We start from the raw sequence: 20,844 nt of genomic DNA on the forward strand, positions 1-20,844 counted from the left end.
TATGCTTTTAGATGGAAAGGCAGCGCTGGTAACGGGCGCGAGCCGAGGGATCGGCCGCGCAGTAGCGCTCCGCCTTGCGAAAGAAGGCGCAAAGGTCGTCGTCAATTATGCGGGCAATGCGAAAGCGGCAGAAGAGACGAAGGCAGCCGTTGAGGCGGCCGGCAGCGAGGCTGTATGCGTCCGTGCGGATGTTGCCAATGCGGACGAGGTCGCTGCGCTGTTCGATGCGGCGGTCAAGGCCTTTGGCACGGTAGACATTCTCGTCAACAACGCCGGCATTACGCGTGACGGACTTCTGATGCGCATGAAGGACGAGGATTTCGACGCGGTTCTTGCGACGAATCTCAGAGGAGTATACCTCTGCACGAAAGCTGCCTCGAAGATCATGATGAAGAAGCGTAGCGGCCGCATCGTCAATATGACCTCCGTCGTCGGGCTCATGGGCAATGTGGGACAGACGAACTACGCGGCGGCGAAAGCCGGCATCCTCGGCTTCTCGAAGTCGGCGGCAAAGGAGCTTGCCGCACGCGGCATCACGGTCAACATGGTCGCGCCTGGCTTCATTGAGACCGACATGACAGCCGTCCTTTCCGACAAGGTTCGCGAGCAGCTTGTTGGCGCGATTCCGCTCGGACGCATGGGCGAGCCGGAGGACGTCGCAAATGCGGTGCTCTTTCTCGTATCCGACGCAGCAGCTTATATTACGGGTCAGGTTGTCAATGTGGACGGCGGCATGGTCATGTGATATAACCGAAAAGATACCAACTGAAGGAGGTGAAACTTCATGGCAACTTTTGACAAGGTTCGTGATATCGTCGTCGAACAGCTCGGCGTCGAGGCAGACGAGGTGACAATCAATTCCACTTTCATCGATGACTTAGGCGCTGACTCGTTGGACATTGTTGAGCTTATCATGGCTTTCGAGGAGGAATTCAATATTGAAATTCCGGACGAGGCTGCGGAAAAGATCAAGACGGTTCAGGATGTAGTCAACTACATTGACCAGCACAAATAAGGATACGCCTTACCTTTTGAAAATCCCGTGAAGCTTACTTCGCGGGATTTTCTAAAGGAAACGCTTGTACAGGCGGTTCCCCTAGGTTGGCTGATTGGAGGAGTAACTGTGAAACTTCCCGAGCTGAAGATTGGGAGCAAGGTCGCACGCGTCCCCATTCAACAGGGCGGCATGGCGATCCGGCTCTCGACGGCAAGACTGGCAGCAGCAGTTGCGAATGAGGGCGGCATCGGCCTCATTGCGGCATCTGGCATGTCTCATGACGAACTGCGCTATGAAATCCGGCTCGCACGTTCCCTTACGTCTGGTATCATCGGCATCAATATCATGGTAGCAGCTAGTGACTTTGCTGAAGTCGTCAGGACTGCCATCGACGAAGGCATCGATCTCGTCGTTGCAGGCGCAGGCTTTTCGCGCGATATGTTCGCGCTTGGCAGGGAATCCGGAACGCCGATCGTCCCGATTGTTTCCTCGGTTAAATTAGCGAAAATTTCAGAGCGTCTTGGCGCGTCCGCGATCGTGCTCGAAGGCAAGGAGGCCGGCGGGCACCTCGGCACCGACACGTCGGTGCGCGACCTTGTCGCAGACGTGAGCGCAGCGGTGCGGATTCCCGTCATTGCGGCGGGCGGCGTCCTGCATGGCCAAGACATCGTTGATATGATAAAGATGGGCGCGAGCGGCGTCCAAATGGGCTCGCGTTTCGCCGTGTCGGAAGAGTCGAACGCGGCGCCCGCCTTAAAGGATTACTACTTGAAGTCGAAGCCGGAGGATGTCGTCATCATTCACAGCCCGGTCGGACTTCCGGGACGTGCCGTGCGCACGCCGTTCTCGGCACGCATCATGGAAGGTCCCGTCCCTCCGAAGCAGTGCGATTCATGCCTCAAGGCATGCAAGCACAACTTCTGCATCATCCGGTCGCTCATTCGCGCACAGCAGGGGGATGTCGAGACAGGACTCGTCTTTACAGGCGAGTACCTGCCGCGCATCGACAAGGTCTTGTCTGTCCACGAGATTTTTGCATACCTGCTCGCAGAGGTCGCCGAGGCGAACTGAGGGCGGGCTTACGACACAAATCATAGAGAGGAGTCTTTTGTTTTGAAAAATCGCGTTGTCATTACAGGGCTTGGCGCCATCACACCGATTGGCACGGGCAAGGGTGCGTTTTGGGATGCGCTGATGGAGGGCAGGAACGGCATCGGCAGGATCACGCATTTTGATCCCACGGACTACACGGCGCAGATTGCGGGCGAGGTCAAGGACTTCGATCCGACGGCGTACATCGACAAGAAGGAATCGAAGCGCATGGATCGTTATGCGCAGTTCGCTGTCGCGGCGGCAAAGCTTGCCATCGAGGACGCGAAGCTCGATCTCGATGCGGAAGACCACGACCGCATCGGCACGTACATCGGTACGGGCATCGGCGGCATCCGCACGATGCACGTCTCCTATCAGAAGCTCTTTGAGAAGGGACCGTCGCGCATCTCGCCGTTCTTCATTCCGATGATGATCGCGAACCTCGCTGCAGGGCAGGTCGCGATCACGTTCAAGCTGCACGGCCCGTCTTCCTGTATCGTCACGGCTTGCGCATCGGGCACGAACAGCATCGGCGATGCATTCCGCCTCATCCAGCAGGGCGAGGCGGATGTGATGCTGGCAGGCGGAACGGAAGCAGCGGTCAGCGAAGCAGCCGTCGCGGGCTTCGCTGCGATGAAGGCGCTCTGTTCGGATCACAACGACGATCCCGCACATGCATCGCGCCCGTTCGACAAGAACCGCAGCGGCTTCGTCATGGGCGAAGGCGCTGGCCTTCTCGTGCTCGAGAGTCTCGAACACGCGAAGGCACGCAGTGCGCACATCTATGCGGAGCTCGTGGGCTACGGCATGAACTCCGATGCCTACCATGTCACGAGCCCGGCTCCGGGCGGTGCCTATCAGGCGAAGTGCATGAAGCTTGCGCTGGACGATGCGGGACTCGCGCCGGCGGAAGTCGACTACGTCAATGCACACGGCACGTCGACGCATCTCAACGACGAAGGGGAGACGCTCGCGATCAAGAAGATTTGGGGCGAGGCGGCAAAGGATGTCTCGGTCTCCTCGATCAAGTCGATGACGGGACACCTCCTAGGCGCGGCAGGCGGCATCGAAGCGGTCGCGACGGCGCTTGCAGTCGAAAAGGACATGCTCCCGCCGACGATGAATTACGAGACGCCCGACGAGGGACTCGATCTCGACTACGTGCCGAACAAGGCGAAGGCGAAGAAGGTTCGCGCTGCGATTTCCAACAACTTCGGCTTCGGCGGACACAATGCGTGCATTGTCATGAAGAAGTACGCGGAGTAAGATATGGAACAGGCGATACTTTCTCCTGCGCGGGAAAAAGAGCTGCACCGCCTTTCAGAGAAGCTCGAGGTTCAATTTTCGAACCTCGAGCTTTTGAATCAGGCGCTTACGCATACGTCCTTCGCAAATGAGGAGAGGCGAACGATCCCCCACAATGAGCGCTTGGAATTCCTCGGCGATGCCGTGCTCGAACTCGCATCGAGCACGTATCTATACGAGCATTTCCCGGACATGCCGGAGGGCGAGCTCACGCGCACGCGCGCGAGTGTCGTGTGTTCGGAGACACTCGCGCGTCTCGCGGACGGGCTCGGGCTCGGGGACTACCTGCTGCTCGGACATGGCGAGGAGATGAGCGGCGGCCGCACGCGGCAGACGAATCTCGAAGACGTATTCGAGGCCGTCATCGGCGCGATCTACCTCGATCAAGGCTGGGAAGCGGCACGGGAATACGTCATGCGCGAGCTTGCGCCGGCATTCCATCTCGCCAAGCGCGGCGAAGCGTTTCGGGACTACAAGACGATGCTGCAGGAATACGTCTTCCGAAAGGGGAATCAGCGCATCGGCTACGAGCTCGTCGCGGAAGATGGCCCCGACCATGCAAAGTCGTTCACGTTTTGCGTGCGCGTGACGGGCAAAGTGCTCGGCACGGGAACGGGGCGCAGCAAGAAGGAAGCAGAGCAGCGCGCCGCGCAGCAGGCGCTTGAGACGCTCGAAGCCAGATAAGGAAGCGGCAGGAAGAGGAGAGTGGGGAGCATGCGAAAGCTTACGATGCTCGGTACAGGCAATGCGATGGTCACGAAGTGCTACAATACCTGCTTTTATATCGAGCTCGATGACGGAAATCTTTTTTTAACGGATGCAGGCGGCGGAAACACGATCCTGCGCCAGTTTGAACGCGCGGGGTTCGACTACGGAAAATGCCATCACATGTTTGTGACGCACGGCCATACGGATCACGTTCTCGGCGTTATATGGGTCATGCGCAAGATAGCCGACCTCATGAACAAGGGCAGGTATGAGGGCGAGTTCCACGTCTACTGCCATGACGTCGTGCGCAGCATGCTGCTCACAATGACGGAGCTCACGCTCAAGGAAAAGGATTTTGCGCGTATCGGAGACGGCATCTTTCTCCATGAGATGACGGACGGACAGATGGTTTCGTTTGCAGGCATTGCGCTCACGGCATTCGATATCCTCTCGACGAAGGCAAAACAGTTCGGATATGAGCTCCGGTTTGCAGACGGAATACGGCTCGTCTGCCTCGGCGACGAGCCGTATCAGGAGCATGCAGGGCGCTATGCAAAGGGGGCGGACTATTTGATGGCGGAGGCGTTCTGCAAGTACGGTGACCGTGATCGGTTCCATCCGTACGAGAAGCATCATTCGACCGTCAAGGAAGCGAGCGAGCTCGCAGAAGATCTCGGCGTCAAGAATCTCGTCCTCTACCATACGGAGGATAAGACACTTGCGACGCGCAAAGCGGACTACAGCGCGGAGGCAAGGGAATACTTCCACGGAACGGTCTACGTGCCCGACGACCTCGATGTCATCACACTTTAAGCAGGGAACATCGAATCGATGGTTTGGGTCACGGTCGTCAGACTCTGGCGGAACGTTTCAAGCTGATCGGAGGACAGTGCGGCAAGGCGTTCGTTGAGCCGCGTTTTGACCTTTTCGTCCTGCTCGGCAAGGACAGCCTCACCCTTTGGCGTTAGGCTGACAAGGCAGCAACGGCGGTCGGAAGGGTCTTTTTCTTTGGCGACGATGCCTGCCGCGAGGAGCTTGTCCATGATCGCCGTCATCTGCTGCTTGGATACGCGGAGGTTTTCGGCAATCTGCGTGATGGACGCTTTTGCTTCACTGCGCACGGCAACGAGCACGGCGAACTGGTTGAGCGGCAGCGGAATCTGTGTCTGCCGATAGAAATTATTATGTATCGTCATGAGCATTTCGATAAATTGGCTTGAAAGATCTGTTTCTTTTGCATCCGCAGGCATAGGCATCTCCTTTTTATTGACTTTTCCTTGAATATAATATACTATAGGTTTCGCCGATAGTAAATATTTATTTACTATTTGTCTTGCATATAGGTTGCAAGTTTTCGTTTTGGAAACGATGTATGGCATTCAAAAGTATGGCATTCAAATCAGTTGGGAGGTTATCTGCTTGTTTTTTAAGCGAAACAGGAAACTGAACGCCTTGGTTCTCGCAGGGCTCATCGCCTCCGCCCCCGTTTATATGGCAGGCTGCGGCAGCGACCAGCAGGCGCAGCAGGCGCGTGCGACGCAGGTCAAAGCGATGGCGGTCATTCAGCAGGACACGCCGATCACGAGCGAGTACGCGGGGCAGATCACGGGCAAGGACGAGGTCAAGGTCCAGTCGAAGGTCTCCGGCAATATCGTCGAGAAGTACGTCAAGGGCGGTCAGCACGTGTCGGCGGGGCAGCCGCTTTACCGCATCGACTCGCGCCAGTACGAGTCGGCCGTGCTCTCAGCGCAGGCGACGCTCGCACAGGCGGAGGCGACGCTCGGCAACGCGCAGACCGACCTCTACCGCGATCAGGAACTCCTCGCGGCAGATGCGATCTCGGAGCAGGCGGTGACGACGCAGCAGGCGAACGTCAATGCCTACGCGGCAGCGGCATCCGCCAATGCGGCGCTTTTGCAGAAGGCGCGGCAGGACCTTGATGACACGGTCATCTACGCGCCGCTCTCGGGACAGCTTGCCGTCGACGATGTCGCGGTCGGCACGTTTGCCTCGGCAGGCAATACGAACCTCGTGACGATCGGCTCCTCGAACCCCGTCTATGCAGAGTTCAGCATCTCTGAGACGGAGTACCTGAAGTTCATGAATATCCGTCAGGCACAGGCGGGCGTGCAGGGACAGCCGCTCACTGTCTCGCTGACGCTTTCGGATGGCTCGGTCTACCCGCTCGACGGGCAGATCGTGGAGACGGATCGGTCGCTTGCGCAGAAGACGGGCACGCTGAAGCTCAAGGCACTCTTTGAGAACCCGAATGGGCTGCTGCTCCCCGGCATGTTCGCGCGCGTCAGGCTATCGGGTGAGACGGTGCCGAACGCACTCCTCGTGCCGCAGCGCGCCGTGCAGCAGATGCTCGGCAAATCGTTCGTCATGGTCGTCGGCGAAGACGGCAAGAGCGAAGCGCGCACCGTCACGCTCGGACAGAAGGTCGGCAGCTACTACATCATCAAGGACGGCATTTCGGCGAGTGACAATGTCATTGTCGAGGGGCTTACCAATTTGCGGGAAGGTGTGGATCTCGCGGTCACGCAGGTGACGGCGGATGACATGGGCTTCTCCCTCCGTTCGGACGTGACGCCGTATGATGATAATGCGGTCAATGCGAAGCCGGAGTAAGGGGGCGGTATTTTGTCAAAATTCTTTATCCACCGTCCGATTTTCGCGATTGTCATCTCGCTCATCATTGTCATCGTCGGCATCATCGCCGCCGTACAGCTCCCGATTGCGCAGTACCCGCAGATCTCACCGCCGACGGTCTCCGTCGGCACGTCGTACACGGGCGCGAATGCTGCGGTCGTCAATGAGACGGTCGCACAGATCATCGAGCAGCAGGTCAACGGCACACAGGGCATGAGCTACATGAGCTCGAACTCGGACGACACGGGGCGTTACGGGCTTTCCGTGACGTTCGAGGTCGGCACGGACGGCGACATGGACTCGGTCAAGGTGCAGAACAATGTCGCGGCGGCGAATGCAAACCTGCCGAACGATGTCAAGACGGTCGGCGTCACGACGCGCAAGGCGTCGAGCGACATGGCGTACATGCTTGCCATATTCTCACCGGACGGGACGTACGACCGCGCGTTCATGAAGAACTACGCCGATATTTACCTGCTCGACCAGATCAAGCGCGTTCCGGGCGTAGGCGATGTCCAGATTTTCGGCTCGAATTACGCGATGCGCGTTTGGCTGAACCCAGACAAGCTCGCGGAGCTCGGCCTCACGATTGCCGACGTCAGTGCGGCGATCCAGGAGCAGAACGTACAGGCACCGGCCGGCACCGTCGGCGCCATGCCGGCTTCCAACGGGCAGGAGAAGCAGTACACGGGCAAGATCGCCGGCCGTCTCGTGACGCCGGAGGAATTCGGCAACATCATCCTGCGCGCCGACGGCAGCGGGCAGTTCGTCCGTCTGAAAGACGTTGCGCGCATTGAGACGGGGCAGCAGGCGTCGAATATCATCGCGAAGTTTGACGGCTACCCCTCCGTTGCGTTCGGCATCAATCTCACGAGCGACGCGAATGCGAAGAAAACCGTTGCGGGCGTCAAGAAGATTTTGGAAGAAGCGAGGCCGAATCTCCCGCCCGGACTCAAGATGGCACAGATTTTTGACAGCACGAACTACATCAATGCCTCCATCCGTGAGGTCACGGAGACGTTCATCGAGGCGCTGCTGCTCGTCGTCCTCGTCATCTTCATCTTCCTTCAGAACTGGCGCGCGACGCTTATCCCGCTGCTCGCCGTCCCGGTGTCGCTCATCGGCACGTTCGGCGCGTTCATCGTGCTCAATTTCTCCATCAATACGCTGACGCTCTTTGCGATGGTCCTTGCCATCGGCCTCGTCGTCGACGACGCGATTGTCGTCATCGAGAACGTCGAGCACCACATGGGGGAGGGGCTCTCGCCCATGGACGCGACGGAGCGCGCGATGCACGAGGTGCAGGGACCGGTCGTCGCAATCGCCTGCGTCCTTGCAGCGGTGTTCGTCCCGGTCGCCTTTCTTGGCGGCATGATGGGCGTGCTCTACAAGCAGTTCGCACTCACGATTGCCATTTCGATGGCGCTCTCCGCATTCGTCGCACTGACGCTGACGCCTGCGCTCTGCGCCATGCTCCTGAGGCCGCATGGCAAGGAAGAAAAGGAGGGGATCCTAGGGCGGTTCTTTTCCTGGTTCAACCGCGTGTTTGATATGACGCGGCGCGGCTATATGGGCGTCGTTGCACGCTTCGTCCGCCACGCGCGCCTTGCGGTCGTGTTCCTGCTCATCGTCTGCGGCCTCACGGGGCTCGTCTACACAAAGCTTCCCTCGACGTTCGTCCCCGAGGAGGATCAAGGCTACCTCTTCACGGCAGTCAACCTCCCGGAAGGCACGTCGGCAAATCAGACGCAGAAGACGATGGACAAGCTCGCATCTGCGGCAAAGGAGCAGGATGGCGTCGATCACGTCATGTCGATTACGGGATTTGACATTCTCTCCAGCGGCGCAAAGCCGAGCGGCGGACTCGTCGTCCTCGGCATGAAAGACTGGTCGCAGCGGGAGGATCAAAGCGTTTCCGTCGCATCCACCGTCAGAAAGATGTTCGGCATTGGCGCCAAGCTTGCGCCGGAAGCGTTCACGATGGCGGTCAACCCGCCTGCCCTTCCAGGACTCGGAGCGGTCGGCGGCTGGACGATGCAGCTTCAGGATATGACGGGCCACTCGGACACGGAGCTGAATGACATCGTGCAGAAGATCATCGCGGAGGCGAACCAGCGGCCGGAGCTGCAGGGCGTGCGCACGACGTTTTCCATTAACTCGCCGACGTATGAGTACGAGATTGACCGCGAGAAGGTCAAGAACCTCGGCGTGAAGCTCACGGATGTTTTCACGGCGATGCAGGTCAATTTCGGCGGTGCGCAGGTCAACGACTTCAACCAGTTTGGGCGCACCTACAAGGTCATGCTGCAGTCTGACCTCCGCTATCGCAATGAGGCGGAGGCGGCGAAATTCGTCTTCGTCCGAAGCGCCTCCGGCACGATGGTTCCCCTCGACACGCTGCTTCGACCGAAGCTCAGCACGGGCCCGACCCAGATTTCGCGCTTCAACGGCACGCGTGCCGTCCAGATTCAGGGAAATGCAAGGCAGGGCTATTCTTCGGGTCAGGCGATGGGCGCCATTGAGGAAATCGTCCGCGCGAACGCGCCCTCAGGCTTCAACATCGAGTGGTCGGGGCAGAGCCGCGAGGAGAAGAAGGCGTCGAGCTCGACGGGCCGCGTGCTCGCGCTCGCGCTCATCTTCGTATTCCTTGCGCTCGCCGCTCTCTACGAGAGCTGGAGCGTTCCGTTCGCCGTCCTGCTGACGGTGCCGACGGGGATCTTCGGCGCACTCGTTTCCGAGTATGGGCTTTCCATTCTCGAGGCAGTGACGGGGCATCCGAACCCCGGCCTTCAGAACAGCGTCTACATGCAGATCGGCGTCATCATGATCATCGGCCTTGCGGCAAAGAACGCCATCCTCATCGTCGAATTTGCAAAGGTGCGTGTGGATCGCGGCATGGAGCCGGTCAAGGCAGCAATCGAGGCGGCGGGGCTTCGCCTTCGCCCGATCCTCATGACGAGCTTTGCGTTCATCATCGGCTGCCTGCCGCTCGCCGTCGCATCCGGCGCGGGCGCGGCGGCGCGCAACGGCATGGGCGTCGCCGTCGTCGGCGGCATGCTCTTCGCGACCTCGCTCGGCATCTTCCTGATCCCGGTCTTCTTCGTCGCAATCGAATGGATTGCCTCGAAGCTCGGCCTCATGAAGCAGAGCCGCAAGAAGACGTCGGCGGATTACATGTGATTACGGCATGGAGCGATTCCCTTTTGGCCTGCATAAAAGAGACTGTCACGCTTGTGGCAGTCTCTTTTGCTTTTGCCCATAGCATCTATATGATTTTTGCCCATGACAAAAAGAAAGATTTGTAGTAAGATTATACAATACCCTAGGTACAATTAATCGTAGCAACGCTACGGAATCGGATTTTGTAGGTGATGAATTTTGTCAAACCCGATGTTTGATGTGGTGAGGGCGGATCTCGAGGCGCTCGAAGAGGGGCTGCTCGATGCAGTTGGCTCGCCATACGGCCTCGTGACCGAGATCGGCACGCATCTTGTCCATGCGGGCGGAAAACGGATCCGTCCCGGGCTCTGCATTCTCGCGGCGCGCAGTGGAAAGAATTTCTCGCTGGAACGCATCCTGCCGCTCGCAGAGACACTCGAACTCATCCATACGGCGTCGCTCGTCCATGACGACGTCATTGACGGTGCGGGAACACGGCGCGGCGCGGAGACGGCAAATGCCCGTTGGGGAAGCCAGATCGCGATACTTTCGGGCGATTATATTTTTGCGCGTGCTTTCGCGCTCATCGCGACGGAGGGCTACGGAGGCTACATCCTGAAGCGCCTGTCGGAGCTCGTCTGCAATCTGAGCATCGGTGAAATCATTCAGAATGAAATGATTTATAAGGCGTCGCGCGATTTGGATGCCTACTATGAGCGCATCCAAAAGAAAACGGCAGACTTTCTCGAAATCTGCTGTGAGCTCGGCGCTGTCGTCGGTGGCCTCGATCCAGCGGACGCGAAAGCGCTCGCCCGGTACGGGCACGCGATCGGCATGGCGTTTCAGATCACGGACGACATCCTGGACATCCTGCAAACGGAAGAGCAGATCGGAAAGCCCGCCGGCAATGATATACGGCAGGGCATCGTGACGCTGCCCGTCATCCGCGCACTCTCTGTCAGTTCCGATGCAAAAGAACTCGAAACCATCGTGACGAACCGCAAGATGACCGATGAAGACGTCCGCCGCGCGCTTGCGATTGTCCGCGAGACGGACGGCGTGGACTTTGCGATGAAGCGTGCGGACGACTATCTCGCGCATGCGAAGGAAATCCTGCCTGCGTCCCTTCCCAAAGAAGTTCGCGAGGCGTACGAAATGGTGGCGGATTTCATCGGCGACCGCGATTTTTGACAGTAGGAAAGACAGGGGGAGGAAATGCTATGTTTGGAATTGGAGCGCCGGAGCTCATTTTGATCTTGGTCGTCGGCCTCATCGTGTTTGGACCCGGCAAGCTGCCTGAAATGGGACGCACGCTCGGCAAGGGCCTGCGCGAGTTTCGCAAGGCATCGAATGCATTGACGCAGGCGATGAATGCACCGGAACCGCCGCCGGCGCCGCCACAGCAGGCACAGCCTGCACAGGCGACGGAAAAGACGCAGGCGGGGACGGCTGCGTCGGCTACCGCAACGGAAGCTTCGGCTGCTGCAGCGGCGGATGCAAATGGAGCGGCTAAGATGGCAGAAAGCCAAGCCTACGTGCCGCCGACGCAGGAGAGCGTCCGCACGCAGCTTGCCGAGCAGAAAACCGCAGAGAAGAAGCAGGACGCGCCCGAATAGGGCACGTGATACGATTAGGAGGACTTATCTATGTTTGGACTGGGTGTACCCGAACTTTTGATTATTCTTGTCATTGGGCTTGTCATCTTTGGACCCGGAAAGCTGCCAGACGTCGGCAAGGCGCTCGGCAAGAGCATCCGTGAATTCAAGCAGGCGAACAAGGAAGCGGATAAGCCGAACGACGCGATGGCCAACGTGACGCCCACGCCGAAAGAGCTTGCGGGGAAAAAGGACGAGAACAAGTAACCCATGGCAGAAGATACGATCAAACAAGAGGACCCTTCTGGGGAGAAGCGTCCCGCTATCGCGCCTGCGACGACGCCTGAAGGGACGATACAGCCGCTCTCGAATGATGACGGAAGCATGTCGCTCATCGCACATCTCACAGAGCTTCGCAGCCGGCTCATCAAGAGTCTCGTGGCAGTCGCGCTCGGAAGCTGCGTCGGCTACTGCTTCATCGACGAAATCATGCATTACCTGACGCTGCCAGCGGGAAAGCTCTACTACATGCAGCCGTCGGAGGCGTTTTTCACGTATCTGAAAGTCTCCATCGTCGCAGGTTTCCTGATTGCGCTGCCCGTCGTTTCCTATCAAGTTTGGCGATTCTTCCTGCCTGCGCTTACGAGCAGGGAGAGAGCCGTCGTCGCAATCGTCGTGCCGACGTCCGTCGTGCTCTTTTTCTCCGGGCTTGCCTTTTCGTTCTTTCTCGTTCTGCCCGCAGGCCTGCGCTTTTTCATGGGATTCGGCAACGAGGAGCTGCAGGCGCTGTTTTCGGTCAATAAGTATTTTGAGTTCGTCATCATGTTCATCCTGCCGTTTGGCTTCATCTTTGAACTGCCGCTCATCATGACGATCCTCGGCAAGATGGGGATTCTGACCTCGAAGTTCTTGGGACGGTATCAGCGCATTGTGTTCTTTCTCTCGTTCGTGCTCGGCGCGATCATTACGCCGACGCCGGATGTGTTTACGCAGTCGATGATCGCCCTGCCGATCTTCGTGCTCTACGAGGTCGGCTATCTTATCGTGCGCTGCGTACTAAGAAAGTGAGGCATGAAAAATGGCATACAAGGATTTGCGCGAGTTTATGGCAGATCTTGAGGGGAAGGGGCTCTTGCGCCGCATTCGGACGGAGGTCGATCCCGAACTGGAAATCACGGAAATCACCGACCGCGTCTCGAAGATGAAAGGCGGGAAGAACGTCGCGCTCCTCTTTGAGAACGTCAAGGGCTCCAAGATGCCTGTTCTCATGAATGCATTTGGCAGCTACGAGCGCATGGCCATGGCGCTCGGCGTCCAAAAACTCGACGATGTCGCGGACGAGCTGCGCGAGATGATGAAGCTCCCGTACGTATCGCTGCAAAACAAGATGAGCGTCGTCACGATGATCCCGATGATCAAGCGCGCCGTGAATTTCCCGAAGTATGTCAAGCATGCGCCGTGCCAGGAGGTCGTCGAGACGGAGCATCCGAACCTCGATGAAATCCCCATCCTAACGTGCTGGCCCGAGGACGGCGGCCCGTTCGTGACGCTTCCGCTCACGTTCACGAAGAATCCGAAAACGGGCAAGCGCAACGTCGGCATGTACCGCCTGCAGAAATACGACAGCCGCACGACGGGCATGCACTGGCACATCCACAAGAACGGTGCGGAGAATTTCCGTGACGCGCGCGCGGCAGGCGAGGGACGCATCGAGGCGGCCGTCGCGATCGGCACCGATCCCGTCCTTACCTATGCAGCGACGGCGCCGCTGCCGCGCGATATCGACGAGATGGTCTTTGCAGGATTCCTGCGTCATAAGTCGGTTGAGATGGTCAAGTGCAAGACGGTCGACATCGAGGTGCCGGCGACGGCGGAAATCATCCTTGAAGGCTACGTGCTGACAAGCGAGATGCGCCGCGAGGGACCGTTCGGCGATCACACGGGCTACTACTCGCTCGCCGACGACTACCCCGTGTTCCACATCACGGCAATCACGCACCGAAACGATCCGATTTACTTCTCGACGGTCGTCGGCAAGCCGCCGATGGAGGACTGCTACCTCGCGAAGGCGACAGAGCGCATTTTCCTGCCGCTCCTGCAGCAGATGCAGCCGGAGATCCGCGATATCAACATGCCGCTGGAGGGCGTTTTTCACGACTGCTGCATCGTTTCGATCCAAAAGCAGTACCCGATGCAGGCCAGGAAGGTCATGCACGCGCTTTGGGGCATGGGGCAGATGATGAACGTCAAGATGATCATCGTCGTCGATGACCACGTGGACGTGCAGGACGTCAGCGAAGTCGCTTGGCGCGTCTTCAACAATATCGACGCGAAGCACGATCTTGAGATCGTCGAGGGTCCCTTGGACGTGCTCGACCACTCCTCGCCGATGGCGAAGTGGGGGGCGAAGCTCGGCGTCGACGCGACGAAGACGTGGCCGGAGGAAGGCCATGCGCGCGCGTGGCCCGATGAGATCCGCATGACGGACGCGATCAAGGAGCGCGTCGACGCGAAGTGGAAGGAGCTGGGTATCGATTGATTTCGATCAAGGCGCATCTCAACAACGTCGCGCTCCACCATACGGTCTTTGACTTGCCGTTCGCCTTCATGGGGGCGGTCCTCGCTGCAGGCGGGCACCCGTCCCTTTACGATCTCTTTTGGATCGCGATGGCGATGACGACGGCGCGCGCGGCAGCGATGGCGATCGACAATCTCGCCGATCTCCGGTACGACAGGAAGCAGCCGCGCATGGCGTACCGCGCGATGGTGGCGGGGCGCATATCGAAGCGCGAGGCGAGGATCTTTATCGCGATCTGTCTCGTGCTCATGATCGTAGCGGTCCTTCAGCTCCAACCGGTCTGCCTCCGCCTGCTGCCGCTTGCCGCGATCCCGTTTGTCATCTACCCGTTTATGAAGCGCGTGACGGGATGGGTGCATCTCTTCTTGGGACTGGCGATCGCCATGGCGCCGGCGGGCGGCTGGGTCGCCGTGAGCGGGCGCATCGCCGCGCCGATGGTGCTGCTCTGCATTGCTGTCGCACTTTGGATCGGCGCATTTGACGCGATGTACGGCGCGCAGGACGAGGAATTCGATCGCAGCCAAGGGCTTCACTCGCTCGCGGTGAGCTACGGCGCGGATGGCGCGTTCCGCATTTCAGCGGCGCTCCACATCGTCTGTATCGCGTGCTTCTTCGGCGTCGGCGTCCTGATGCGTCTTTCCGCGCTTTACTTCATCGGCGTCGGAATTGCGGCGGGCACGCTCGTCTATCAGCACCGCATCGTGAGCCCCACGGATTTTTCGCGCGTGACACAGCGCTACTTCATGCGAAACGGCATTGTGTCCATTGCCATTTTCGTCTGCACATGGCTTAGCTTCTATATCTGATCACAGGGAAGGGGGACTTGTATGGCGGCACGTATTTTAGAGGGCAGGGAGTTTGCGGCGCGGTTCCGCGCGGACGCAAAGGAGCGCGCCGCAGCGCTCAGGGAAAAGACAGGCGTCACGCCGGGACTCGCCGTCATCATCGTCGGCGCGGATCCCGCATCGAAGGTCTACGTACGCAACAAGAATAAGGCGTGCGCGGAGCTCGGCATCTACTCTGAGGTCATCGAGATGCCGGGGAACACGACGAAGGAGGCGCTGCTCGCGCAGATCGACGCGCTGAATGCCAGCAAAAAGATTCACGGCATCTTGGTCCAGCTCCCGCTTCCTGCAGCGATCGCGAAGGACGGGCACGAGATCGTGAACCGCATTTCGCCTGCGAAGGACGTCGACGGGTTCCATCCGGTCAATGTGGGGCGCCTCGTGACGGGGGAAGAGGCGCTCGTTCCGTGCACGCCGCATGGATGCCTGCGCATGCTCGAACTCGCAGGCATCGAGATGGACGGCAAGCGCGCCGTCATCATTGGGCGCAGCAACATCGTCGGCAAGCCCATGCTCCACTTGCTGCTCGCAAGGCATGCGACGGTCACGATCTGCCACAGCCATACGAAGGATCTCGCCGCCGTGACGCGCGAGGCGGATATCCTCGTCGCGGCGATCGGAAGGCCGCATTTCGTCACAGCCGATATGGTGAAGAAGGGGGCGACCGTAATCGACGTCGGCATCAATCGCATCGCGCCGAAGAAGCTCGTCGGCGATGTCGACTTTGCGCACGTGAAGGAAGTCGCGGGAGCCATTACGCCCGTGCCGGGCGGCGTCGGGCTGCTCACGGTCGCGATGCTCATGGAGAACGTCGTGCAGGCAGCAGAGCGCCAGCTCATAAAATAAGGAGATAGGAGAGCAGAGGAGGGAATGCCCATGAAGACCGATGTGGAAATTGCACAGGAAGCGAAAATGCAGCCGATCGAAACGATCGCGGAAAAGATCGCCATCGAGCCCGATGAGCTTGAGCTTTACGGCAAGTACAAGGCGAAGATTTCGCTTGCGGCATGGCAACGCGTCAAGGAGGAAAAGAACGGCAAGCTCATTCTCGTGACGGCGATCAACCCGACGCCGGCAGGCGAGGGCAAGACGACGACGAGCGTCGGTCTTGTGGACGCCCTCACGCGACGCGGGCACAGGACGGCAGCAGCACTTCGCGAGCCGTCGCTCGGCCCGTGCTTTGGGCTAAAAGGCGGCGCGGCAGGCGGCGGCTACGCGCAGGTCGTGCCGATGGAAGACATCAACCTGCACTTCACGGGCGACTTCCACGCGATCACGACGGCGCACAACTTGCTGGCCGCTTGTCTCGACAACCACATTCATCAGGGCAACGCACTCGGCATCGACGTGCGCCGCATCGTCTGGAAACGCGTCCTCGACCTCAATGATCGCGCGCTCCGCCACGTGGTCGTCGGGCTCGGCGGCAAGGCGCACGGCGTGCCGCGTGAATCGGGCTTTGACATCACCGTCGCCTCGGAAATGATGGCGATCCTCTGCCTTGCGACGGATCTTGCGGACATGAAAAAGCGCATCGGCAGGATCCTCGTTGCCTATACGTACGACGGGCGTGCCGTCCGCGCTGAGGAGCTCGGCGTCACGGGCGCACTCACGCTGCTCTTCAAGGACGCGATCAAGCCGAATCTCGTGCAGACGCTCGAAGGGACGCCCGCTTTTATCCACGGCGGGCCATTTGCGAATATCGCGCATGGCTGCAACAGCGTCATGGCGACGAAATTCGCGCTGAAGTTCGCCGACTACGTCGTGACGGAGGCAGGTTTCGGCGCGGATCTCGGGGCGGAGAAGTTCCTTGACATCAAGTGCCGCTTTGCAGGGCTAAGGCCTGATGCCGTCGTCATCGTCGCGACGGTACGCGCGCTCAAGATGCATGGCGGGCTTCAAAAGACGGAGCTTATAAAGGTCGATAGGAAGGCACTCGAAGCAGGGCTTGCAAACCTCGCAAAGCACATCGAGAACATTCAGAAGTTCGGGCTTCCCGCCGTCGTCGCGATCAACGCGTTTCCGACGGACACGAAGGAAGAGCTCGATTTCGTCGAGGAAAAGTGCAGGGAACTCGGCGCGGAAGCCGCCATTTCCGAAGTCTGGGCAAAGGGCGGTGAAGGCGGTCTCGCGCTCGCCGAAAAAGTCGAGCAGGCAGCGGGGAAACCGAACGACTTTCATTTCCTCTACGATGCAGAGGCATGTATTTCCGAGAAGATCGAAACGATTGCGCGCGAGATCTACGGCGCGGACGGCGTGGACTTCACGGCAGAGGCGAAAAAGCAGCTCGTCGGGATCGAGAAACTCGGCTTCGGCAAGATGCCCGTCTGTATGGCGAAGACGCAGAACTCGCTCTCGGATGACCCGACGAAGATCGGCAGGCCGACGGGCTTTCGGATCACCGTGCGCGAGCTTCGCATCAGCGCGGGCGCGGGCTTCATCGTCGCGCTCACGGGCAACATCCTCACCATGCCGGGGCTGCCGAAGCATCCGGCAGCGGAACATATGGATATCGACAGGGATGGGCGCATCACGGGGCTGTTCTGATGGGCAGGGACATCGTATCACGGAAGGAACAGGAGGCCTTTATGAAGCGCATATCGGTTGAGCTTGTACCGCGCGATGAGGAGGCGCTGCGCGCTGAACTCGCCGCAGTAGGGAAATACCGTTCGCGGATCGGCGTGATCAATGTGCCGGATCTCCTGCGCCTCCCGCTCCGGAGCTGGGAAGGGGCGGCAATCGCGCAGGAGTCGTTCCCTTCCGCCATGCCGCACATCCGCGCGATGGACATCGATCTCGATGCAGGATTGCCGATGAAAGCGTACTTGCGTGCGCACCATATCGAGGAAGTGCTCGTCATCGAGGGAGATCCGCCGCAGGACATGACGCGCGAAGTCTATCCGACGATGAGTGTCGACGTCATTCGGAAATTCCGCGCGGAGATGCCGGAGGTCAAGGTGTACGCCGGCGTCGACCAGTACCGCGGCTCGATGGCGGAGGAGCTTTACCGCGTGCGCCGCAAGGCGCAGGCGGGAGCGGCGGGATTCTTTACGCAGCCGTTCTTCGATCTGCGCTACCTCGCGCTCTATGCCGACATGCTGGGCGGCTACGAAGTCTACTGGGGCGTCTCGCCTGTCATGAGCGCGCGGTCTGAGAGCTATTGGGAGCGCAAGAACAAAGTCGTATTCCCGCATGCCTTTCGCCCGACACTCGATTGGAGCATCGGCTTTTCGCGCGAGGCAATGGCGTTTGCCGAAACGCATGGGGCGAGCGTCTACCTCATGCCGATCAAGACGAATCTCGAAGCGTATTTGAGCGGCGTATTTGCCTGAGCAGGCATGGGAGGCGATTCGATGGATTTCGTTGCGATTGATTTTGAGACGGCGACGGGCGCACGCGATTCGGCGTGCAGCGTTGCTCTCGTCGAAGTGCGTGCCGGGAGGATCGCGGATTCCTACTATACGCTGATCCGTCCGCCGGAGAACTGCTACAATGCGTTCAACATCGGGATTCACGGCATCACCGAAGAGGAGACGGAAGACGCGCCGGACTTCTCAGGTGTATGGGCTGAACTCGAAAGACGCCTCGAAGGGAAGCTCGTCATCGCGCATAACGCGTACTTTGATATGGGCGTCCTGCGTGCGTGCCTCGTACGCTACGCCTTGGACTGGCCGTCGTTTGCCTACTGCGATACGGTTGCCATCGCGCGGCGCGTTTGGCCAGAGCTGCCAAACCACAAACTCCATACAGTCGCGGACCATCTCCACCTGAAGTTCCGCCACCACGACGCGCTCGAAGACGCGAAGGCGTGTGCGGCGATCCCGCTTCGTGCCTCGGAGGATGAGGAGGGAGAGACGTTCCGTGCCTTTGCACGGCGCGTCGGCGTGCGAATCGTTTCATTTGCGTGAAGCTCTTGGCTGCAGGGAAAGAAGATGACCCGAATGATTCTCGTGAGCGCATGCTTGCTTGGGCATAAAGTCAAATATAACGGCAAGGAGAATACCCATGGCCTCTTAGTGGAATACAATGCGCGCGGCAGGTTTCTTGCCGTCTGTCCCGAATGTCTTGCAAGGCTTCCCGTTCCGCGTCCACCCATGGAGATACAGGCAGCGACGGGGAAGCAGGTGCTTTCGGGCGGGGCGAAGGTCTGCGACGCCAACGGAAAGGACACGACGGCATACTTCATCGAGGGGGCAAGCCGCGTGCTGCAGATGGCGCAGGCATACCACGTGAAGGTCGCCATCCTGAAGGAGAGCAGCCCTTCCTGCGGCGTCCATACGGTATACGACGGCACGTTCGCGGGCAGGAAGACGCGCGGAATGGGCGTCACGGCGGCGCTCCTTATGAAGAACGGAGTCCGCTGCTACGCGGAACAGGATTTGACGGCCGCGCTGTTGGAGAGCCTTATCGCTGAAGACGTAGCGCAGGACAGCGTTTCATCGTGACCGCGGCCGAATGGGATCTGCGTACAGGAAAGCCCCCGTCCGATGGGCGGGGGCTTTCCTGTATCTTCATTGTTAAGATTCCGTTGCCAGTGCGTTGACCTTGCGGGCCAAACGGGACTTCTTGCGAGCCGCAGCGTTCTTGTGGTAGACGTGGTTCGCAGCAGCCTGATCGATCCTCTTGCATGCAGTTGAAAGGAGGGTCTTCGCCTCGTCGACATTTCCAGCCTCGACCGCATCGAGAACGCGGCGGGAAGCCGTGCGCACGCGGGATTTCTCTGCCGCGTTCTTGGCGTGGCGCTTGGCGTCGGATTTCACACTCAGGATAGATGCTTTGATATTTGGCACGTAGTTCACCCCCTTGATTCCATAGTCACTTTTGTATGATAGCACGGGAGGGGAGAAAAATCAACCTTAAATTCTTGGATTTCCCGTGTGAGGCATGGTATACTATGAGATGCGACGAGATGCAACAGGAAAATGATTGACGAGAGGTGTTCTATGCGTTTTCGCAACTTGCTCGCTGCTGCGGCCCTTGCCATGCTCGTTGCAGCGGCAACTGTTTTTGCATTTGGAGGGGGAAACGATCCTATGCCTGCCCTCGCGAAGGCAGGCAGGGAACCCGTGAGCGTGACGGTGCTCAATTACCACAAAGTGGACTCGATGCACATATCGCTTTCCGTGCTTCCTTCGGATTTTGCGTGGCAGATGCAGTACTTGGAGGATCACGGCTTTCATCCGATCACGCCCGACGAACTTTACGACAGCCTCGAAGGAAGAGGGGACTTGCCGGAAAAGCCCGTTTTGATCACGTTTGATGACGGCTACGCGGACAATTACAAAAATGCCTACCCGATATTAAAGAAACACAATTTCAAGGCGACGATCTTCGTCGTCACGGGGTTCATGGGCAAACGAAAAGGCTATCTGACATGGGATCAATGCCGTGAGATGGAAAAAAACGGCATTTCGATTCAGGCGCACACCGTCGATCACCGATCGATGACCGACCTCACGGACGATGAGATCCGCAGTGAGATCGTCGACTCGAAGAAACAGGCGGAAGATGAGCTCGGCCATCCCGTCGAGTACATGGCGTATCCGACGGGCGCGTGCAACCTCCACATCGCGCAGCTCGTCAAGGAGGCGGGCTACAAGGCGGCGTTCACGATCCGCTACGGCAACGCGGATCCAGAGAGCAATGTTTACGCGATCGAGCGCGTGCCCGTGTTCCATACGGCAAATACGAACCGCGATTTCATCGAGCGCATTACGTATACGCCGCTTTTTGAGCGTTTCGGTTGGAAAAAAAGTTAACATAGTTAACCGGATAATATGACGAGCAAACGCGCCTCTTTTTGAGGCGCGTTTTTTCTTTGGACAGATTTCCCCAAAGCCGTTCTCCTTCCTTGCAAAAATTCGGATTTTCTGCTATAAATATAGAGGAAGTGGTGAAAAGTGGCGAAAAGTGGCA

General features: G+C 58.9%; 22 protein-coding genes. 20 read left to right on the top strand and 2 right to left on the bottom strand.

Annotated elements, in window-relative coordinates; translation table 11 throughout:
• Position 1 precedes the first annotated feature (1 nt).
• From fabG to HMPREF1985_RS05915, 6 genes are all read left to right on the top strand, one after another.
• Positions 2–745, top strand: a complete 744-nt coding sequence (gene fabG / locus HMPREF1985_RS05890) for a 3-oxoacyl-[acyl-carrier-protein] reductase (protein WP_021771610.1) — start codon at positions 2–4, stop codon at positions 743–745.
• Between the two features lie 39 nt (positions 746–784).
• Complete coding sequence (locus HMPREF1985_RS05895; protein ID WP_021771611.1) at positions 785–1,015, top strand: acyl carrier protein; 231 nt, start codon at positions 785–787, stop codon at positions 1,013–1,015.
• 108 nt (positions 1,016–1,123) lie between these two features.
• The gene (locus HMPREF1985_RS05900) at positions 1,124–2,068 is read left to right on the top strand and encodes an NAD(P)H-dependent flavin oxidoreductase (protein ID WP_040637205.1); all 945 of its coding nucleotides are present in this window, start codon (positions 1,124–1,126) and stop codon (positions 2,066–2,068) included.
• Positions 2,069–2,110: 42 nt separating this feature from the next.
• Positions 2,111–3,355: a beta-ketoacyl-ACP synthase II gene (gene fabF / locus HMPREF1985_RS05905; RefSeq protein WP_021771613.1), complete on the top strand. Its 1,245-nt coding sequence runs from the start codon at positions 2,111–2,113 to the stop codon at positions 3,353–3,355.
• A gap of 3 nt (positions 3,356–3,358) precedes the next feature.
• On the top strand, positions 3,359–4,078 hold the full coding sequence (gene rnc, locus HMPREF1985_RS05910; protein ID WP_021771614.1) for a ribonuclease III: 720 nt from the start codon (positions 3,359–3,361) through the stop codon (positions 4,076–4,078).
• A 30-nt stretch (positions 4,079–4,108) separates the two neighbouring features.
• Complete coding sequence (locus HMPREF1985_RS05915) at positions 4,109–4,915, top strand: MBL fold metallo-hydrolase (protein WP_021771615.1); 807 nt, start codon at positions 4,109–4,111, stop codon at positions 4,913–4,915.
• Here the strand turns inward: HMPREF1985_RS05915 and HMPREF1985_RS05920 are convergent.
• Positions 4,912–5,352: a MarR family winged helix-turn-helix transcriptional regulator gene (locus tag HMPREF1985_RS05920; protein WP_051349065.1), complete on the bottom strand. Its 441-nt coding sequence runs from the start codon at positions 5,350–5,352 to the stop codon at positions 4,912–4,914. The genes HMPREF1985_RS05915 and HMPREF1985_RS05920 overlap by 4 nt on opposite strands.
• Before the next feature lie 241 nt (positions 5,353–5,593).
• Between HMPREF1985_RS05920 and HMPREF1985_RS05925 the strand changes: the two genes are divergently transcribed.
• The 13 genes from HMPREF1985_RS05925 to HMPREF1985_RS05985 all read left to right on the top strand — a co-directional run bounded on the left by HMPREF1985_RS05925 (position 5,594) and on the right by HMPREF1985_RS05985 (position 19,373).
• A complete protein-coding gene (locus tag HMPREF1985_RS05925) occupies positions 5,594–6,733 on the top strand; it encodes an efflux RND transporter periplasmic adaptor subunit (RefSeq protein WP_369758555.1) in 1,140 nt (379 codons plus the stop codon).
• Between the two features lie 12 nt (positions 6,734–6,745).
• Positions 6,746–9,934 (top strand): efflux RND transporter permease subunit, encoded by a 3,189-nt coding sequence (locus HMPREF1985_RS05930; RefSeq protein WP_021771618.1) that lies wholly within the window; start codon positions 6,746–6,748, stop codon positions 9,932–9,934.
• A 198-nt stretch (positions 9,935–10,132) separates the two neighbouring features.
• On the top strand, positions 10,133–11,104 hold the full coding sequence (locus tag HMPREF1985_RS05935; RefSeq protein WP_231385167.1) for a polyprenyl synthetase family protein: 972 nt from the start codon (positions 10,133–10,135) through the stop codon (positions 11,102–11,104).
• Positions 11,105–11,133: 29 nt separating this feature from the next.
• On the top strand, positions 11,134–11,529 hold the full coding sequence (locus tag HMPREF1985_RS05940; RefSeq protein WP_021771621.1) for a Sec-independent protein translocase subunit TatA/TatB: 396 nt from the start codon (positions 11,134–11,136) through the stop codon (positions 11,527–11,529).
• A gap of 30 nt (positions 11,530–11,559) precedes the next feature.
• On the top strand, positions 11,560–11,775 hold the full coding sequence (locus HMPREF1985_RS05945; protein WP_021771622.1) for a Sec-independent protein translocase subunit TatA/TatB: 216 nt from the start codon (positions 11,560–11,562) through the stop codon (positions 11,773–11,775).
• Between the two features lie 3 nt (positions 11,776–11,778).
• Complete coding sequence (tatC, locus tag HMPREF1985_RS05950) at positions 11,779–12,576, top strand: twin-arginine translocase subunit TatC (RefSeq protein WP_021771623.1); 798 nt, start codon at positions 11,779–11,781, stop codon at positions 12,574–12,576.
• Between the two features lie 10 nt (positions 12,577–12,586).
• A complete protein-coding gene (locus HMPREF1985_RS05955; RefSeq protein WP_021771624.1) occupies positions 12,587–14,047 on the top strand; it encodes a menaquinone biosynthesis decarboxylase in 1,461 nt (486 codons plus the stop codon).
• Positions 14,044–14,892: a 4-hydroxybenzoate octaprenyltransferase gene (locus tag HMPREF1985_RS05960; RefSeq protein ID WP_021771625.1), complete on the top strand. Its 849-nt coding sequence runs from the start codon at positions 14,044–14,046 to the stop codon at positions 14,890–14,892. The genes HMPREF1985_RS05955 and HMPREF1985_RS05960 overlap by 4 nt, the downstream gene beginning before the upstream one ends.
• Positions 14,893–14,913: 21 nt before the next feature.
• Positions 14,914–15,777, top strand: coding sequence for a bifunctional methylenetetrahydrofolate dehydrogenase/methenyltetrahydrofolate cyclohydrolase FolD (gene folD, locus HMPREF1985_RS05965; protein ID WP_021771626.1), 864 nt, complete (start codon positions 14,914–14,916; stop codon positions 15,775–15,777).
• Positions 15,778–15,807: 30 nt separating this feature from the next.
• Positions 15,808–17,475: a formate--tetrahydrofolate ligase gene (locus HMPREF1985_RS05970; protein WP_040637210.1), complete on the top strand. Its 1,668-nt coding sequence runs from the start codon at positions 15,808–15,810 to the stop codon at positions 17,473–17,475.
• Positions 17,476–17,516: 41 nt separating this feature from the next.
• Complete coding sequence (locus HMPREF1985_RS05975) at positions 17,517–18,260, top strand: methylenetetrahydrofolate reductase (RefSeq protein ID WP_040637212.1); 744 nt, start codon at positions 17,517–17,519, stop codon at positions 18,258–18,260.
• Between the two features lie 21 nt (positions 18,261–18,281).
• Positions 18,282–18,836, top strand: coding sequence for a 3'-5' exonuclease (locus HMPREF1985_RS05980; RefSeq protein WP_040637214.1), 555 nt, complete (start codon positions 18,282–18,284; stop codon positions 18,834–18,836).
• A 24-nt stretch (positions 18,837–18,860) separates the two neighbouring features.
• Positions 18,861–19,373, top strand: coding sequence for a DUF523 domain-containing protein (locus HMPREF1985_RS05985; protein WP_231385168.1), 513 nt, complete (start codon positions 18,861–18,863; stop codon positions 19,371–19,373).
• Positions 19,374–19,445: 72 nt separating this feature from the next.
• Here HMPREF1985_RS05985 and rpsT read toward each other — a convergent pair whose 3' ends face one another.
• Complete coding sequence (gene rpsT, locus HMPREF1985_RS05990; protein ID WP_040637278.1) at positions 19,446–19,718, bottom strand: 30S ribosomal protein S20; 273 nt, start codon at positions 19,716–19,718, stop codon at positions 19,446–19,448.
• 153 nt (positions 19,719–19,871) lie between these two features.
• Here rpsT and HMPREF1985_RS05995 point away from each other — a divergent pair, with 153 nt between their 5' ends.
• On the top strand, positions 19,872–20,687 hold the full coding sequence (locus HMPREF1985_RS05995; protein ID WP_040637216.1) for a polysaccharide deacetylase family protein: 816 nt from the start codon (positions 19,872–19,874) through the stop codon (positions 20,685–20,687).
• The last annotated feature ends 157 nt before the right edge of the window (positions 20,688–20,844 follow it).

Source organism: Mitsuokella sp. oral taxon 131 str. W9106, from assembly GCF_000469545.1.
Lineage (GTDB): Bacteria > Bacillota > Negativicutes > Selenomonadales > Selenomonadaceae > AWVT01.

Bases quoted from the DNA above. Each gene is read 5' to 3' on its own strand.
- fabG (WP_021771610.1), top strand. From the start codon at position 2: ATGCTTTTAGATGGAAAGGCAGCGCTGGTAACGGGCGCGAGCCGAGGG.
- HMPREF1985_RS05895 (WP_021771611.1), top strand. From the start codon at position 785: ATGGCAACTTTTGACAAGGTTCGTGATATCGTCGTCGAACAGCTCGGC.
- rnc (WP_021771614.1), top strand. From the start codon at position 3,359: ATGGAACAGGCGATACTTTCTCCTGCGCGGGAAAAAGAGCTGCACCGC.
- HMPREF1985_RS05915 (WP_021771615.1), top strand. From the start codon at position 4,109: ATGCGAAAGCTTACGATGCTCGGTACAGGCAATGCGATGGTCACGAAG.
- HMPREF1985_RS05920 (WP_051349065.1), bottom strand. From the start codon at position 5,352: ATGCCTGCGGATGCAAAAGAAACAGATCTTTCAAGCCAATTTATCGAA.
- HMPREF1985_RS05925 (WP_369758555.1), top strand. From the start codon at position 5,594: ATGGCAGGCTGCGGCAGCGACCAGCAGGCGCAGCAGGCGCGTGCGACG.
- HMPREF1985_RS05940 (WP_021771621.1), top strand. From the start codon at position 11,134: ATGTTTGGAATTGGAGCGCCGGAGCTCATTTTGATCTTGGTCGTCGGC.
- HMPREF1985_RS05945 (WP_021771622.1), top strand. From the start codon at position 11,560: ATGTTTGGACTGGGTGTACCCGAACTTTTGATTATTCTTGTCATTGGG.
- tatC (WP_021771623.1), top strand. From the start codon at position 11,779: ATGGCAGAAGATACGATCAAACAAGAGGACCCTTCTGGGGAGAAGCGT.
- HMPREF1985_RS05955 (WP_021771624.1), top strand. From the start codon at position 12,587: ATGGCATACAAGGATTTGCGCGAGTTTATGGCAGATCTTGAGGGGAAG.
- folD (WP_021771626.1), top strand. From the start codon at position 14,914: ATGGCGGCACGTATTTTAGAGGGCAGGGAGTTTGCGGCGCGGTTCCGC.
- HMPREF1985_RS05970 (WP_040637210.1), top strand. From the start codon at position 15,808: ATGAAGACCGATGTGGAAATTGCACAGGAAGCGAAAATGCAGCCGATC.
- HMPREF1985_RS05975 (WP_040637212.1), top strand. From the start codon at position 17,517: ATGAAGCGCATATCGGTTGAGCTTGTACCGCGCGATGAGGAGGCGCTG.
- HMPREF1985_RS05980 (WP_040637214.1), top strand. From the start codon at position 18,282: ATGGATTTCGTTGCGATTGATTTTGAGACGGCGACGGGCGCACGCGAT.
- HMPREF1985_RS05985 (WP_231385168.1), top strand. From the start codon at position 18,861: ATGACCCGAATGATTCTCGTGAGCGCATGCTTGCTTGGGCATAAAGTC.
- HMPREF1985_RS05995 (WP_040637216.1), top strand. From the start codon at position 19,872: ATGCGTTTTCGCAACTTGCTCGCTGCTGCGGCCCTTGCCATGCTCGTT.